This window comes from Paraburkholderia tropica, from assembly GCF_914484835.1.
Taxonomy (GTDB): domain Bacteria; phylum Pseudomonadota; class Gammaproteobacteria; order Burkholderiales; family Burkholderiaceae; genus Paraburkholderia; species Paraburkholderia tropica_A.
Window position 1 is genome coordinate 1 of the sequence record NZ_CAJZAR010000084.1, and the last position, 13,992, is coordinate 13,992.

Here is a 13,992-nt window from a genome sequence, read left to right on the forward strand (position 1 = left end):
GCGTTTGGGCGTGTGAAATCCAAACGCACACCTCCTCACCGATTCTCCTCCGAAGTTCCCCCATCACTTTAAAGCGCTATTTCAAGACGACTTTAAAGAGATTTAAATGCTCAAAATCAAAATATTTAAACAGCATTAAATCGCGAAATTACTGAAGTTTCGAAGAATTCCGACGATATATAGTCGTGGGTAGCTTTTTGCTACGAACATAAAATAACACGCTACACCGACAAGAATCCGGGGACTTCCGCGTACGCGCTCGCGTGCCGGAAGCGCGAAACATGCAATGCCGATGGAATGACCACGCGCGCAGCGCCGTGCTGCGCCATACACACTTCTGCGCCACGCCGCGCGGTGCGTTCACACGCGTCCGTGCCGCACAGCACACCATCCCGCGCCGCACCTCGCGACAACTCTCCGATCTCCTGTCGCTTCAATTCATACGCGCCGCCTGGCGCATGTTTGTCGTCGTTTTAGTTCCACCACCAAGGAGTCTCCATGAAGTTGTCCATCACCTGTGGCGCCGTGCTGGCCGCCGCCGCCATCGCGGCGTTGAGCGGTTGCGCAACGGAGTCGTCGCGCACGTTGCCGGTTCCTCCTGTCGCGAGCGCGCAGCGTCCCGCCGTCGGCCAGCCGGTGAAGATCGCCGTCGGCAAGTTCGATAACCGCTCGGCCTATATGCGCGGCATTTTCTCCGATGGCATCGACCGTCTCGGCGGCCAGGCGAAGACCATTCTGATCACGTCGCTGCAACAGAGCGGCCGCTTCAGCGTGCTCGATCGCGACAACCTCGACGAGATCCGCCAGGAAGCCGGCTTCGCGAAGCAAGCCCAGGCGATCAAGGGCGCCAATTACGTCATCACCGGCGACGTCACCGAATTCGGCCGCAAGGAAGTCGGCGACCACCAGCTGTTCGGCATTCTCGGCAGCGGCAAGAACCAGATCGCGTACGCGAAGGTGAACATCAACGTCGTCGATACCACGACGTCGGAAGTGATCGCCTCGGCGCAAGGAGCGGGCGAATACAGCCTCTCGAATCGCGAAATCATCGGCTTCGGCGGCACCGCGAGCTACGACTCGACGCTCAACGGCAAGGTGCTCGAGCTGGCGATCCAGGAAGCGGTCAATCACCTGGCCGATCAGGTCGACGCGGGCGCGCTGCGCACCGCCCACTGAACCTGCGTCATCGCTGACCAAAATAACTACGCATACGGGGTTTTAAATGAAATACATCGGCACGCTTCGGGGAATTTGCCTGCCTGTCACGGCAGCAACGCTGCTGCTCGCGGGCTGCGCGCCCGCCACGCCGTCGCTGTATCAGTGGAACGGCTATCAGCCGGGCGTCTATGACTACCTGAAGGGCGAGAAGTCGCCGCAGCAGCAGATCGACGCGCTCGAAAAGTCGCTGCAGGAGATTCGCGCGAAGGGCAACAAGACGCCGCCGGGCTTCCATGCGCAACTGGGCATGCTGTACGCGAACGTCGGTAACGATACGCAGGCCATGCAGGAATTCGACGCCGAGAAGCATCTCTTCCCGGAGTCGACGACCTATATGGACTTCCTGATGAAGAAGAAAACGAAGCAACAATAAGCGAGCGCACCGACATGTCCCGAATCCTTTCCCTCAAGCTCTGGCTGGCGCTGTCCGTGCTCGCCCTGCTGTCCGCCTGTGCGCAGCCCGTCAAGCACGTGGACTACTCGGCATTCAAGAACGCCCGTCCGCGCACGATTCTCGTGCTGCCGCCCGAGAACTCGACGACCGACGTGAGCGCATCGAACAGCATGCTTTCGCAGATGACGTATCCGCTCGCCGAAGCCGGTTACTACGTGATTCCGGTCGCGGTCATGGAAGAGACGTTCAAGCAGAACGGTCTCACGACGCCTGCCGATATCCAGCAGACCTCGGCCGCGAAGCTGCGTGAGATCTTCGGCGCCGATGCGGCCGTCTACACGACGATCACGCAATACGGCACGCAGTATCGCGTGCTCGACAGCGCGACGATCGTGACGGCATCGGCGAAACTCGTCGATCTGAGCAGCGGCGACGTGCTCTGGCAAGGCCGCGCGAGCGCGAGCAGCAGCGAAGGCAACAACAGTAGCGGCGGCGGCCTGATCGGCATGCTGGTGACGGCGGCGATCAAGCAGATCGCGAACTCGCTGACCGACAAGAGCCACGATATTGCCGGCGTGACGAGCTATCGCCTGCTGCACGCGGGTCCGCCGACCGGTCTGCTCTACGGTCCGCATTCGCCGAAGTTCGGCACGGACTGAAGTCGCGAATAGTAAAAAAGCTGCCGCAAATAAAAAGGCCCGTCACCGAAGTGACGGGCCTTTTTCATTCCAGCGCGGCTCAGTCGACACTGCACTGACGCGCGGAAAAGCGCTTAGCGCTCCAGGAACGGACGCAGCTTGTCGGCGCGGCTCGGGTGCATGAGCTTGCGCATCGCCTTGCTTTCGATCTGGCGGATACGCTCGCGCGTGACGTCGAACTGCTTGCCCACTTCCTCGAGCGTGTGGTCCGAGGTCGTGTCGATGCCGTAGCGCATGCGCAGCACCTTCGCTTCGCGCGGCGAGAGCGCCTTGAGCGCCTCGTCGATCGCAGCACGCATGTTCGCGTGGATCGCGGCGTCGGCCGGCGATGCCGAACCTGCGTCCTCGATCATGTCGCCGAGCGTGGCGTCGCCGTCGTCGCCCACCGGGCTTTCGAGCGAAACCGGCTGCTTGGCGATCTTGAGGATGCCGCGCACCTTCTCTTCGGTCATGCCCATGCGCGCGGCCAGATCGGCCGGATGCGCTTCCATGCCGGTCTGCTGCAGGATCTCGCGCGAGATGCGGTTCAGCTTGTTGATCGTTTCGATCATGTGCACCGGCACGCGGATCGTGCGCGCCTGGTCGGCGAGCGCGCGCGTCACGGCCTGACGCACCCACCACGTGGCGTACGTCGAGAACTTCCAGCCGCGGCGGTATTCGAACTTGTCCACCGCCTTCATCAGGCCGATGTTGCCTTCCTGGATCAGGTCGAGGAACTGCATGCCACGGTTCACATACTTCTTCGCGATCGAGATCACGAGACGCAGGTTGGCCTTGACCATCTCGCCCTTCGCCTGACGCATCTTCGCTTCGGCGGCCGTCATGCGACGGTTGATCGCCTTGATCTGCTGCAGCGACAGCGAAGCCGCAGCTTCGATTTCGGCGAGCTTGCGCTGTTCGGCCTGGACGGCCGGCAGGCTGCGCTCGAGCGCGGGACCGTACTTCGTCGAAGCGGCGGCAGCGCGCACGCCCCAGTCGAGGTCGGTTTCCTTGCCCGGGAACTGTTCGATGAACGCTTCACGCGGCATGCCGCAGCGGTCGACGACGATGGCCAGCACGTTGCGCTCGATCGCGCGGATCGCCGCGACCTGCTCGTGCAGCATCGTGCACAGGCGGTCGATCGTGCGAGCCGTGAAGCGGATCGGTGCGAGTTCGCTCTGGATGTCGGCGCAGATCTGCATTTCGGCGGCCGTTGCGCGTGCGTTGGCGTCGCCGGTGCAGGTCATGGCGTCGAACAGCGTGCGTACGCGCGCGAAGATCGCCAGGCTGTCCGCCTTGAGCTGCGCGAGCAGGGCTTCGTTCGCCTTGGCGTTGTCGGCTTCTGCGTCTTCTTCGCTGTCCGAGTCGTCCGATTCGTCGTCGTCGCTCGATTGGGCTTCGACGTCGTCGCTCGAGTCGGCTTCGGCGGCGGCCGCCGGTTCCGCAGCGGCTTCGTCGCTACCGATACCGTCGACGAGCTCGTCGATGCGCATTTCGTCTGCCGCGACGCGATCGGCGTCCGCCAGAATGGTCGCGACGATCGACGGGCATGCCGCGATCGCCTGGATCATTTCCTGGAGGCCGTCTTCGATGCGCTTGGCGACTTCGATTTCACCGGCACGCGTGAGCAGCTCGCTCGAACCCATTTCGCGCATGTACATGCGCACGGGGTCGGTCGTGCGGCCGAATTCCGAGTCGACCGTCGACAGCGCGACTTCGACTTCTTCGTCGGCTTCGTCGTCGGCCTGGCGGTCGGCGCGCGAATCTTCGTTCAGCAGCAGCGTGTCGGCGTCGGGCGCCTGCTCGTAGACCTGCACGCCCATGTCGTTAAACGTCGCGACGATGGTTTCCAGCGCGGCCGTCTGCGCGAAGTTATCGGGCAGGTGGTCGTTGATGTCAGCGTGCGTCAGATAGCCGCGCTCGCGACCGAGCTTGATCAGCGCGCGCATCTGATGCTGGCGCTTTTCCAGTTGCGAGGCGCCGTCCAACGGAGTCGCATCGCCGGTCTTGTCCTTGGAACCGCGGCGGGCGGTGCGGGTAGACGTGGGCGCGTCTTCCCGGTCATGGCTTGTCAATACATTCTCCTCGAAAGGAATTGCCCCACGAGGGCAAAAAGGGTCACGCGCCAGCGGCGTGGCGTCCTGGCGATGACGAAATTGCAGGGGAATGGGCGGGGGCGCGAGGTCCCGCCGAGCGAGCGCCAACACACGACGGCGTGGCGTCCTGGATTTTCGTGCAATGCAGAAAGATCGCGTATGGTAGTGCGTTACGCCATGCGAAGCAACCCGAACGTGGTGTTGGCGCCGCGCGCCATGGTTCGCACCGCCCTTTGAGGGTCGGAGCGTATTCCAAATGGATGAAAGCCGCGTGGGAGACTTCGTTGCCGCATCGCTTGTCTACGTTGACATTCCTGTTTGACGTTTCTCTGCGCGTGTGGATTAGACACGTATCCAGGTTCCTGGTTCGCTCTTTTTCTATCGTTCACCGAAACGGATAGTTGCACGTCGCATCACAATCGCCAGCCGCCGCCATCGGTCCCCGTTAAGCCCGCCGCGGCGCTCGCAATCCACACTATATAGAACGTGCTGTCGTGATTACCGTTGACCGCCGTCGGGCACCCATGCATTACGGCGGAAATGCGTCGTACTGCGGCAGCGCGTCGGCGATCTCGTGCCAGGGTGCCTTCGACCCGACGAACAGGTGACCTTGCGGACGGATCGCGGGCGCATCGACGAGCGTGCCCATCGTCACGTGGACATACGCGCCTTCGCGCACCACCGAATAGAGCAGCGAGCCGCAATGGCGGCAGCGGATGTCGTGCGCGGCCTGAGCGTCGCCGTAGACGAGCACGTCGGCCTGATCGGCTTCGAGGCGCAGCTGCGCGCGCTCGATGCCCGCGAACGGCTTGAACGCCGCGCCGGTCGCGCGCCGGCACTGCGAGCAGTGGCAATTGAACGCGTAGCCGAATGCGTCGTTCACGCGGTAGCGCACCGCGCCGCACAGGCATTGCCCGCGCAGCGAGGCGTGGGGCGATTGGGTGGCGTTTGTGTCCATGGAGAGGGCCTGGCAGCGGGCCAGGCTGGAAAACCCGGCGAAACGTTACGAGATGGCGCGTGCGAGGTACCCATATCGCGTTTCTCGGTCACATGCCATGGGCCAAAGGTTACCGCTTATGGGACTTCCGGCGCCGAAATCCGCCCTGCGACGTGCATCGCAGGCGCCACAAGGCCTTGGGAGCCCTGTTGGCCCCCAAAAAACCGTACTTTCCGTCAGATTTTGGCGCCGATGGGGACCATCGACACGCGCCGCCTCCCAAATCCGGTTACCTCAAGCGCCCGACGCGCTCAGCGCGTTCACCCGGGCCGTTCCCGCAGCTCCTTCAAGCCGTTGATGACGACCAGCAAGGCGCGGCCGTGCTCCTCCGAGCCGTCCCATGCCTCGACGATGGCGTTGCGCAGCAGGTCGTTATAGGCGCCGGCCTGGCGCGCGGCGGCCTTCACGCCATAGAAACTGCATAGCTTATTGAATGACGCGCTACGGCGCAGCCTGCGCCCGTTCGAGGCGCGCAGCCGCGAAACCGTAGGCTGGCTGACGCCGGAAAGCCTTGCTATCTCGCTGGATGAGCGGCTGTCCGCCGTCAACCGGCGCAGCAGTTCCTGCACGGGAAAATGAGTGTCTGGGGCTTCCATGTCATGCATTATACCTATACAGTAACGCTTATTGAATTGCTCGCCGAAACTGGCGGGCTCGCTGCATTTCTGAGGATGTCGATGGCGCTCAAACACCTACCCCCCACGTTTTGCTGGTCCAGGATCGGATCGGAGACGGGAGAAGATCTCCCGACGATCGTCCTGCGCAAGGAGTGGGAGCGCAGGCTGGGCGGCGGTCGGTTCCTGTGGGGCATCAATCAGCCGCTCGGCAACAGCGCGCAGATCGCGGCGCTGCGCACCGGCTCGCTGCTCGCGCTGTTTTCGGCGGCGGCCAGCCGTCCGCGCATGGCCGAGCTGCGCCGTGAAGGCGCGCTGGTCTGGAATGCGTGGGTGGATGCGAGCGGCCAGGTGCGCCCGCTGCCGCCGCACGTGTTCGTCACGAGCCGCCTGCGCTTTCCGTCGGGCAAGCCGCGCGATCATCACTACGCGCTCGTGTGCGCGTCGCCCACTGAACTCACGCTCGGCAGCAGCCTGCGCGTGCAGCCCGAGCGTCTGCGCAGCGTGAGCACGGGCAAGGCGCCGTCGCCGTCGCAGGGCACGGTGGTGGTGGACCGCGCGGAGCGGTCCGGCGCGAAGGACGCGAAGGGGACGAGTGACTCAAAGGCCGCCAAGACCTACGCGGTCGCCTTCGGCGTGGAACTCGAAGCGCCGTACTTCGTGCGCCTCGCGCAGCCCACGCGCGTGAAGGCGCGCGACATGGCCGCGCTGCACGACGCCGCGCGCAACGCCGACTTCGACGCCTGGGTGGAACTCACGCGGCGTCTGCGCAGCGCGCCCGCGCAACCCGCGCGCGGCGTGACGAGCGACCTGTTCGATCTCGGCGCGAAGGCGCGCGAAACCGCCGCGCTGCGCGAAGCCGAATTCACGCTCGGCGCGGAAACGTCGCGCTGCCGCGTCGAAGCCGCGCAGCCGCTCACGCGCGGCGTCACGCGCGAGCTGTTCGCGCGCGATCTCTTCGACCTGCTGCCCGCCGACTGCGCGCCCGCGCGTCCGGGGCGCGCGCAGAACGATCTGCTGCGCGGCGTGCGCACGCGCACGGTCTCGCGCGGTCCGGCGCAAGGCGATCTGCTGCGCGACATCGCGCAGGGCGATCTGCTGTTCGGCGCCGATCCGGCGCAATCCACGATGGAACTGTTCCATGGCGATACCCACCCATTCGCGCGAGGCCGAGGCCGCCCGACGCTTTCTTGAAGCGAGCCGCAACGTCGATCAGGCGTTTCGCGCCGCGCAGCAGGCCGCGTTCGGCGACCTCGATCCCGCGCGCTCGCATGGCGCGGCGCAGTCGCGTCTGGACCACGCGCTCGATGAACTCGCGCGCGCCGAGGCGCTGTTCGATTCCGTCACGCGCGTGCAGGGACGGCGGCGCACGCAGGCGGCGCTGGATGCGTGATCGCGCGATCGGCGCACAGCATCCGTGAATCCATGACCCGATGACTCAATGACTCGCGAAGCCGCGCAAACCGGCATCGGTCCGATGGCGCTCGTGGCCGTGGAGCAGCGCTTGCCCGTCGAGCGCCGCATCGTCGTCGACGATCTGGCCGCCGCGCTGCTGCCGACACCCGCACGCTGGCTCATTTCGCTGATGGGCACGCGCACGGCGCTTCGGCTCGTCACGCTGGCCGAACGGCGTTATCCGGGCCTGTGGGGCGGCATGCTGTGCCGCAAGCGCTTTATCGACGACGCCTTGACCGAGGCGCTGCCGCACATCGATGCGTTCGTGAACCTCGGCGCGGGTTTCGACACGCGCGCGTTCCGCCTGCTGCGCGACACCGGCGTGCCCGCCTGGGAACTCGATCAGCCCGCCAACATCGACGCCAAACGCCAGCGCCTCCTGCGGCGCTTCGGCAAGCTGCCCGCGAACGTCACGCTCGTCGCCGTCGATTTCGAGCATCTCGCGCTCGACGCGGTGCTGGCCGCGCAAGGCTATACGCGCAGCCGGCGCGCGTTTTTCGTCTGGGAAGGCGTTACGCAATATCTCGATAGCGCGACTGTGCACGCCACGTTCGAGATGCTCGGGCGTGCGGCGGCGGGCAGCCGCCTGGCGTTCACCTACGTGAGCCGCGATTTTCTGGAAGGGAAGGTGCCGCCGGGACAAGAGGCGCTGTATCGGCGTTTCGTTGCGCGGGGGGCGATCTGGCGATTCGGGATCGATCCCGAGGCGGTGCGCGCCTTGCTCGCCGGTTACGGTTGGCGCGTGATCGCGCAGCCGGAGCCCGAGGCGCTCGCGCGCCGTTATATCGCGCCCACCGGCCGCCTGCTGGACTGCATGCCGATGGAGCGCGTGGTGCTCGCCGAACGCGTGTAGCGTCCCAACGCATCCGGCGCCAGTGTTACTCCTTCGTCTCGTCGGGCAACGATTCTGGCAAAGCCTCAGGCAACGGCCCGGTCTCCAGCTCCAGCACCGCCGCCACCAGCGGCCAGCGCGCCGCCGCGTCCTGCCACGCGTCCTGCGCCTGCACGTCGTAATAGCGTTCGGCGTCCACGCCTTCGACGAGCCGCGCGAGCGCGTCGATATCGCTCGGCAGCAGCGGATTGCTGCGCGCGCGCTGCCCGTTCAGCCAGCGTTTCAGCGCCATTTACTTGCCCTCCACCCAGACGCCGTCCGGCGTATGGATCACATAGCCGGTCGGCGTGGTCATCGACACGGTGCCTTCGTTCTCGCCCACCATGCGCGTCTGCGGCAGGCCGTTCGCGTATTGCGCGAGCGGTTCCGCGCCCGGCGCGAACGGGCTTTTCGCCACCAGATTCGCGAGCAGCTGCGCGAGCGCGAGATAGCTCGTCGGCGTATCGATCGTGACCGGGCCGCCCGCGTGCTCCGTGCCCGCCGGCAAGCCGACGATCTTCACGCCCACCGGCACATGCACGATGCGCGGCGTCGGAATCTCGCGCATGCCCGCGATCTGGTTCTCCTCGCCGCGCAGCGCCGCGCCGTGCTCGGGCACGAACACGATCACCGCCTTGCGGCCCGATTGCGCGACCAGGTCGATCAGCTTGTCGACGTCGCCGAGCAGCGTCTGCAGGCGGATCGGATACGACTGCAGGCTCGTGAGCTTGCTGTTGGGCAGACGGTTGCCGTCGTGCATCGACACCGTGTTGTAGTAAAGCGCGACCGGCCCGCCGCCCGCCGCGAGACGCTGCTTGTACCAGCGCGCGAGCACGTCGTAGTCGTCGACCAGCGGCGAGTTGTCGAACTCCTTCATGAACACGGGCAGGCCGTCGTTCGACGGAATCGTCACGCCCGGCACGCCGATTTCCTTGAGCACGGTGCCGCGGAAGTCGTCGAAACGGCCGTTGTGATTGAGCAGCGCCTGCGGCGTGTAACCGGCCTGCGCGAGCTGCGCGAACAGATGGCATTCGGCCGGCGCCGGATCGTAGAGCGCCTTGTGCGCCTCTTGTCCGCAGGTTGCGCGCAGCACGCGGATCGCGGCCGGGCCGCTATAGCTCGCGCCCGAGCTGAAGTTCTGGAAGATGTAGTCGAAGCGCGAGAACAGCGGATTGTTGCGCGCCTTCACGACGTCCATGTCGTCCCACGAGAGCGAGCAGATATGCACGACGATGATGTCGAACTGCGCGTTGGCGTCCTGCGTGAGCGGCGTGAAGTTCACGTGGCGGCCCGCTTCGTTGGCGCGGAAGGCCGCGAGCTGCTGGTCGTAGGTGCCGGCCTGCTCGTTGCGCGGCTCGTTGGCGTTGCGGCTGTCGCCGTCGGGGCCGTCGCCCGAGGCGCTTTGCGCGAGCGCGCTGCTGGCGTTCGCGACCAGCGTGCCCGCGCCCTGCCACAGCGGCACCGCGACGAGCGCGATCAGCACCAGCGTGGTCACGCGGATCCAGCGGTTGATCAGGAAGTAGAGCAGGATGGCCAGCACCGTGCTCACGATCATCTTCAGCGAGATGAGACGCCCGAGCAGTTCGAGCATGTACGACGGCGTGAAGGTCAGCAGCACGGGGATCTGCGAGATCGCGCGGCTGATCGGCGGCCAGCCCGACTCGTGATAGAACAGCGCGATGCCCGCCAGCACGGCGAGCACGTTGCGCGCGATGCGCAGCCAGCGCACCCGCAGCGGCACCAGCAGCGCGGCCGCGAACAGGATGTTGAGCAGCCAGACCGGGCTGATCTTGCCCAGCGAAAACAGATACAGCTTGGCGGCGAAGTAGAGATTCCAGAGGCCCATGGTGTGTCGCGTTCCCGCGTTGCGCGGCTTAATGTCGTTCGTCAGGTCGGTCGTTGAGGCGTGGCCGACGTGGTCGTATCAGGGCTGGCCGGCCGGGTCGCCCCGTCCGGCTCGCCGCCGCGTGAAGATGTTTTCGAGCGCGTCGAAGAAGGCATCGGCCAGACGCAGATAGCCCTGCCAGCTCAGCATGATCAGCTCGACGAGACCATGAAGCGGCGCGTCCTCGGGCGTCGCGTCGTCCCACTCGAGCCACGCGTCGGCGCGCCCGAACGTGCATTCGACCAGACGCCGTTCGCGCTCGATGCTCATGTCCTCGAAACGCACGCCCAGGCGCCGGTCCGCCAGCCGCGCGACCACTGCCGGGAAGTCGTGCTCCACCACGCCGCGCGCGAGACACACGCTCACGCGCTCGCCCGCTTCGAGCTTGTCGAGGCCCGAGTCGGGCGGCAGCACGAGGCCGAGCCCGCCCATCGAATAGTTCTCGGTCTTGCACGCGAGCGTGCGGCCGTCGGGCAGCGTCAGCATCGCGGGCACGCGCAGCGGAATGCGGTGCGCCACGCGCACCTGGCGCGCCTCTTTCGCCACGCCCACCGCGAGCCCGAGCACCGTGAGATTCACGCCCGCCCAGAAGAGGTTCATGAACACGGTCGCCGGCTCCTCGCTCTGCCAGATCGTCAGCCGCGCGATGCCGGCCAGCACGGCGCACACGTTGATGCCGAGCAGCACCAGATACGGCGTCGAAATGGTCCAGTCGAGATAGTCGTTCTCGATGTGGCCGCCCTTGGACGTCACGTTGAACTTGCCGAGCTTCGGATTGAAGAACGCGATGGTGGTCGGCAGCACGATGTACCACGCGAGCACGCTCTCGTAGGCTTCGGCCCAGAACGAATGGCGATAGCGTCCCTGGATGCGCGAGTTCGCCGTCGCCGAAATCACGAGATAGGGCAGCACGTAGGCGAGGATCACGGGCGCCGGCGTGTTGATCACGTGCAGTCCGAAATACAGGTACGCGCACGGCATCACGAGGAAGATCAGGCGCGGAATCCCGTAGAAGAAGTGCAGCATGGCGTTGCTGTAGCACATGCGCTGGAAGAACGAGAGACCTTTGCCGAGCCACGGATTGTCGATGCGGAAAATCTGCGTCATGCCGCGCGCCCAGCGGATGCGCTGGCCGATGTGGCCCGCGAGGCTTTCGGTCGCGAGGCCCGCGGCCTGCACGGTGCGCAGATACGCCGAGGTGAAGCCGTGACGATGCAGACGCAGCGAGGTGTGCGCGTCCTCGGTCACGGTTTCCACCGCGAGGCCGCCGATCGATTCGAGCGGCCCGCGCTTGATGACCGCGCACGAGCCGCAGAAGAAGGTCGCGTCCCAGAAGTCGTTGCCGTCCTGGATCAGGCCGTAGAACAGGCTGCCTTCGTTCGGCACGCGATGGAAGGTGTCGAAGTTGCGCTCGAACGGATCGGGCGAGAAGAAGTGGTGCGGCGTCTGCACCATCGCGCATTTCGGATCGGCGAGAAACACGCCCACGGTCGTCTGCAGGAAGGAGCGCGTGGGAATGTGGTCGCAGTCGAAAATCGCGATCAGCTCGCCGTCGGTGAGCGTGAGCGCGTGATTGATGTTGCCCGCCTTCGCGTGCTTGTGCTCCTTGCGGCGGATATAGCCCACACCCACTTCGGCGGCGAAATCGCGGAATTCGTCGCGGTCGCCGTCGTCGAGGATATAGATGCGCAGCTTGTCGCGCGGCCAGTCGATCGTGCTTGCCGCGAACACGGTCGGGCGCACCACCGAAAGCGGCTCGTTATAGGTCGGAATGTACAGGTCGACGGTCGGCCAGTCGGCGGGATCGTCGGGCAGCGCGCCCGGCTTGCGGCGCAGCGGCCACGCGGTCTGCACATAGCCGAACATCAGCACGACCCACGTGTAGACCTCGGCGGCGAACAGCACATAGCCGACGATGGCTTCGGCGGGCGACGTCAGGTGCAGCGTCTGCGTGCTGCGCCACCAGACGTAGCGGCCCGTCATGAGGATCGAGAGCATCACCATCAGCATGGTCGCGAGGCGGCCCGGCACGCGGCGCGCGAACATCACCATGAGCCACACGAGGAAGAACAGCAGCACCTGCGAGCCGAGCGGCAGCGGCGTGGTCCAGATCGCCACGGCGGTGATGAAGGCGACGACGAGCAGGCCCTGGCGCAGGAAGGGCACGCGGTCGAGCGATTCGGAGAGATTTTCGAGGCGCGCGCGGATGCCGTCCCAGTCGACGGCGGGCAGGCGCGCGGCCACGGCGCCGCTCGCGTGCGCGGCGCGCCGGTAGACCGGTTCGAGGCGCTTGTCGAGCCACACGCGCAAGGCGATGCGGTGCGGATGCGGCTGCTTGTGCAGCTTGCGCAGATCGGCGGCGAGACGGCGGCGCGCGCGGCGCGGGCGCAGGAACAGCCGCCAGAGCCACGCGCTCGTGCTGCGGTCGCGGCCCATGTTCAGGCTTTCGACGATGTCGTCGCCGAGCGTCGTGAAGACGAGCGCGGGCCAGTCGCGCCGGCCGGGGCGCGGCGGACGGAAGAACAGGCGCAGCAGCCACTGGCCGCGCGAGGCGTCGGCGGCGAGGTCGAGCTGCGGCGCGCCCACGCGGCGCACGGCGGCCCAGAACATGGCCCACTGGGCGTGCCAGATTGCGGCGATGCGCGCGCGTATCATCGCGCCGCTCCCGTCGCGCCTTCGGGCAGGCCGCTGTGCGCGTCGGGGCGCGCGTTGGCCGCCCAGTGCGAGAGCCACGAGGCGATGCCGTTCAGGTCGTGCGCCGCCTGCGAGCCCGGCGCGCCGAGGCAGAAGTTCGTGCCGCTCGCGAGCGCGGCGGGGATGCCGCTATCGGCGTGGACAATGTACGGCAGCATCGCCGCGCCCAGACGCGCGCGCAGCAAGGCGACGAGATCGGTATGCAGCGGCCGCGCGGGCACCACGGCGTTGGCGACGAAGGCGGCGCGCTTGCCCGCGCGCACCAGCGCGGCGCTCAGGCGCGGCAGCGTCGCGCAGGCGGTGGCGTCGGGCGCGACCACGCCGAGCACGAGGTCGGCGGCGGCGATCGCCTGGCGCGCGTGCGCCGAGGGCCACGGCGCGCAGTCGATCAGCGCGATCGCGTTGGCGGGCAGATCGACGCGCGCGAGCAGCTTGCGCAGCCAGTGCGGGTCGGCGTCGAGGCGCGACGAGCCGTCGATGGCGCTGTCGTCGACGTCATCGACGCCGCCTGGATAGGGCGCGCTGCCCCACGGCAGCACGAGCACCTGGTCGTCGCTTTGCAGCGCGGCGCGCGCCCATGCGTCGCCGGACGGGTTCGCGTCGTGCAGATGCGTGACGAGCCCTTCGCGCGCGCTTTCGCGCAGGCCGAAGTGCAGGCCCAGCACGTTGCGCGGATCGCATTCGATGGCGAGCACGGGATGCGAGCGCGCCGAGAGCAGGCTCGCGAGCGCGGCGGCAAAGGTGGTGCGGCCCACGCCGCCGACCGAGGAAACGATGGCGACGGTCTTCATGAGCGCGGCTCCGCGAGCGTGGCCGACGGGCTGGCCGAACCCGCGCTGGCGGTCGCGGCAGACGTGGCGAGCGTGGCAGCGGGCGGCACCGCCGACGGACGGCGCATCGCGACTTCCTTGCGGCGCTTGCCGCGGATCACGAGCGCGCCCAGCTGCGGCGGCAGTTCGAGCGGCCGCTGACGCGCGGGCCTCGCCCAGTCGGGCACGTAGCGTCCGAGGCGCAGACGCCACGCGAGCCACCAGAGCGGCGCGGCGAGGATCAGCCCCCAGACGAAGTAACCGAAGAAGATATCCATGTCG

The 13,992-nt window shown here is 66.6% G+C and carries 13 protein-coding genes and 1 pseudogene; 6 read left to right on the forward strand and 8 right to left on the reverse strand.

The window, feature by feature from the left end; all coding sequences use genetic code 11:
• Positions 1-498 precede the first annotated feature (498 nt).
• The 3 genes from LDO54_RS31720 to LDO54_RS31730 are packed head-to-tail and all read left to right on the forward strand — an operon-like array spanning position 499 to position 2,271.
• Positions 499-1,176 (forward strand): CsgG/HfaB family protein, encoded by a 678-nt coding sequence (locus LDO54_RS31720; RefSeq protein WP_224015542.1) that lies wholly within the window; start codon positions 499-501, stop codon positions 1,174-1,176.
• A gap of 46 nt (positions 1,177-1,222) precedes the next feature.
• Positions 1,223-1,591, forward strand: coding sequence for a DUF4810 domain-containing protein (locus tag LDO54_RS31725; RefSeq protein ID WP_224015544.1), 369 nt, complete (start codon positions 1,223-1,225; stop codon positions 1,589-1,591).
• A gap of 14 nt (positions 1,592-1,605) precedes the next feature.
• Complete coding sequence (locus LDO54_RS31730; RefSeq protein WP_224015545.1) at positions 1,606-2,271, forward strand: DUF799 domain-containing protein; 666 nt, start codon at positions 1,606-1,608, stop codon at positions 2,269-2,271.
• A gap of 113 nt (positions 2,272-2,384) precedes the next feature.
• Here LDO54_RS31730 and rpoD read toward each other — a convergent pair whose 3' ends face one another.
• From rpoD to LDO54_RS31745, 3 genes are all read right to left on the reverse strand, one after another.
• Positions 2,385-4,364 (reverse strand): RNA polymerase sigma factor RpoD, encoded by a 1,980-nt coding sequence (gene rpoD / locus LDO54_RS31735; RefSeq protein WP_224015547.1) that lies wholly within the window; start codon positions 4,362-4,364, stop codon positions 2,385-2,387.
• Between the two features lie 550 nt (positions 4,365-4,914).
• A complete protein-coding gene (locus tag LDO54_RS31740; RefSeq protein WP_224015549.1) occupies positions 4,915-5,343 on the reverse strand; it encodes a GFA family protein in 429 nt (142 codons plus the stop codon).
• Positions 5,344-5,642: 299 nt separating this feature from the next.
• A complete protein-coding gene (locus LDO54_RS31745) occupies positions 5,643-5,978 on the reverse strand; it encodes a helix-turn-helix domain-containing protein (protein ID WP_065064907.1) in 336 nt (111 codons plus the stop codon).
• A gap of 81 nt (positions 5,979-6,059) precedes the next feature.
• Here LDO54_RS31745 and LDO54_RS31750 point away from each other — a divergent pair.
• The 3 genes and pseudogenes from LDO54_RS31750 to LDO54_RS31760 form a co-directional block, all read left to right on the forward strand.
• Positions 6,060-6,980, forward strand: a pseudogene (locus tag LDO54_RS31750) (hypothetical protein); the annotation flags it as partial.
• A gap of 157 nt (positions 6,981-7,137) precedes the next feature.
• Positions 7,138-7,389 carry a hypothetical protein gene (locus tag LDO54_RS31755; RefSeq protein ID WP_224015551.1) on the forward strand — a complete coding sequence of 84 codons (252 nt, stop codon included), beginning with the start codon at positions 7,138-7,140 and terminating at the stop codon, positions 7,387-7,389.
• Positions 7,390-7,437: 48 nt separating this feature from the next.
• Positions 7,438-8,304: an SAM-dependent methyltransferase gene (locus LDO54_RS31760; protein ID WP_224015553.1), complete on the forward strand. Its 867-nt coding sequence runs from the start codon at positions 7,438-7,440 to the stop codon at positions 8,302-8,304.
• A 25-nt stretch (positions 8,305-8,329) separates the two neighbouring features.
• Here LDO54_RS31760 and bcsR read toward each other — a convergent pair whose 3' ends face one another.
• From bcsR to LDO54_RS31785, 5 genes are all read right to left on the reverse strand, one after another.
• Positions 8,330-8,575 (reverse strand): BcsR/BcsP family cellulose biosynthesis protein, encoded by a 246-nt coding sequence (gene bcsR / locus LDO54_RS31765; protein ID WP_224015555.1) that lies wholly within the window; start codon positions 8,573-8,575, stop codon positions 8,330-8,332.
• A complete protein-coding gene (gene bcsG / locus LDO54_RS31770; protein WP_224015556.1) occupies positions 8,576-10,168 on the reverse strand; it encodes a cellulose biosynthesis protein BcsG in 1,593 nt (530 codons plus the stop codon).
• Between the two features lie 78 nt (positions 10,169-10,246).
• Positions 10,247-12,862 (reverse strand): UDP-forming cellulose synthase catalytic subunit, encoded by a 2,616-nt coding sequence (bcsA, locus tag LDO54_RS31775; protein ID WP_224015561.1) that lies wholly within the window; start codon positions 12,860-12,862, stop codon positions 10,247-10,249.
• Positions 12,859-13,692 (reverse strand): cellulose biosynthesis protein BcsQ, encoded by an 834-nt coding sequence (gene bcsQ, locus LDO54_RS31780; RefSeq protein ID WP_224015564.1) that lies wholly within the window; start codon positions 13,690-13,692, stop codon positions 12,859-12,861. Before bcsQ ends, bcsA begins: the two co-directional genes overlap by 4 nt.
• A complete protein-coding gene (locus tag LDO54_RS31785) occupies positions 13,689-13,988 on the reverse strand; it encodes a hypothetical protein (RefSeq protein ID WP_224015566.1) in 300 nt (99 codons plus the stop codon). The genes bcsQ and LDO54_RS31785 overlap by 4 nt, the downstream gene beginning before the upstream one ends.
• Between the last annotated feature and the right edge of the window lie 4 nt (positions 13,989-13,992).

Excerpts from the sequence above, each read along its gene's own strand:
- LDO54_RS31760 (WP_224015553.1), top strand. The coding sequence starts at position 7,438 with ATGACTCGCGAAGCCGCGCAAACCGGCATCGGTCCGATGGCGCTCGTG.
- bcsG (WP_224015556.1), bottom strand. The coding sequence starts at position 10,168 with ATGGGCCTCTGGAATCTCTACTTCGCCGCCAAGCTGTATCTGTTTTCG.
- LDO54_RS31745 (WP_065064907.1), bottom strand. The coding sequence starts at position 5,978 with ATGGAAGCCCCAGACACTCATTTTCCCGTGCAGGAACTGCTGCGCCGG.
- LDO54_RS31720 (WP_224015542.1), top strand. The coding sequence starts at position 499 with ATGAAGTTGTCCATCACCTGTGGCGCCGTGCTGGCCGCCGCCGCCATC.
- bcsA (WP_224015561.1), bottom strand. The coding sequence starts at position 12,862 with ATGATACGCGCGCGCATCGCCGCAATCTGGCACGCCCAGTGGGCCATG.
- bcsR (WP_224015555.1), bottom strand. The coding sequence starts at position 8,575 with ATGGCGCTGAAACGCTGGCTGAACGGGCAGCGCGCGCGCAGCAATCCG.
- LDO54_RS31785 (WP_224015566.1), bottom strand. The coding sequence starts at position 13,988 with ATGGATATCTTCTTCGGTTACTTCGTCTGGGGGCTGATCCTCGCCGCG.
- bcsQ (WP_224015564.1), bottom strand. The coding sequence starts at position 13,692 with ATGAAGACCGTCGCCATCGTTTCCTCGGTCGGCGGCGTGGGCCGCACC.
- LDO54_RS31730 (WP_224015545.1), top strand. The coding sequence starts at position 1,606 with ATGTCCCGAATCCTTTCCCTCAAGCTCTGGCTGGCGCTGTCCGTGCTC.
- LDO54_RS31755 (WP_224015551.1), top strand. The coding sequence starts at position 7,138 with ATGGCGATACCCACCCATTCGCGCGAGGCCGAGGCCGCCCGACGCTTT.
- LDO54_RS31740 (WP_224015549.1), bottom strand. The coding sequence starts at position 5,343 with ATGGACACAAACGCCACCCAATCGCCCCACGCCTCGCTGCGCGGGCAA.
- LDO54_RS31725 (WP_224015544.1), top strand. The coding sequence starts at position 1,223 with ATGAAATACATCGGCACGCTTCGGGGAATTTGCCTGCCTGTCACGGCA.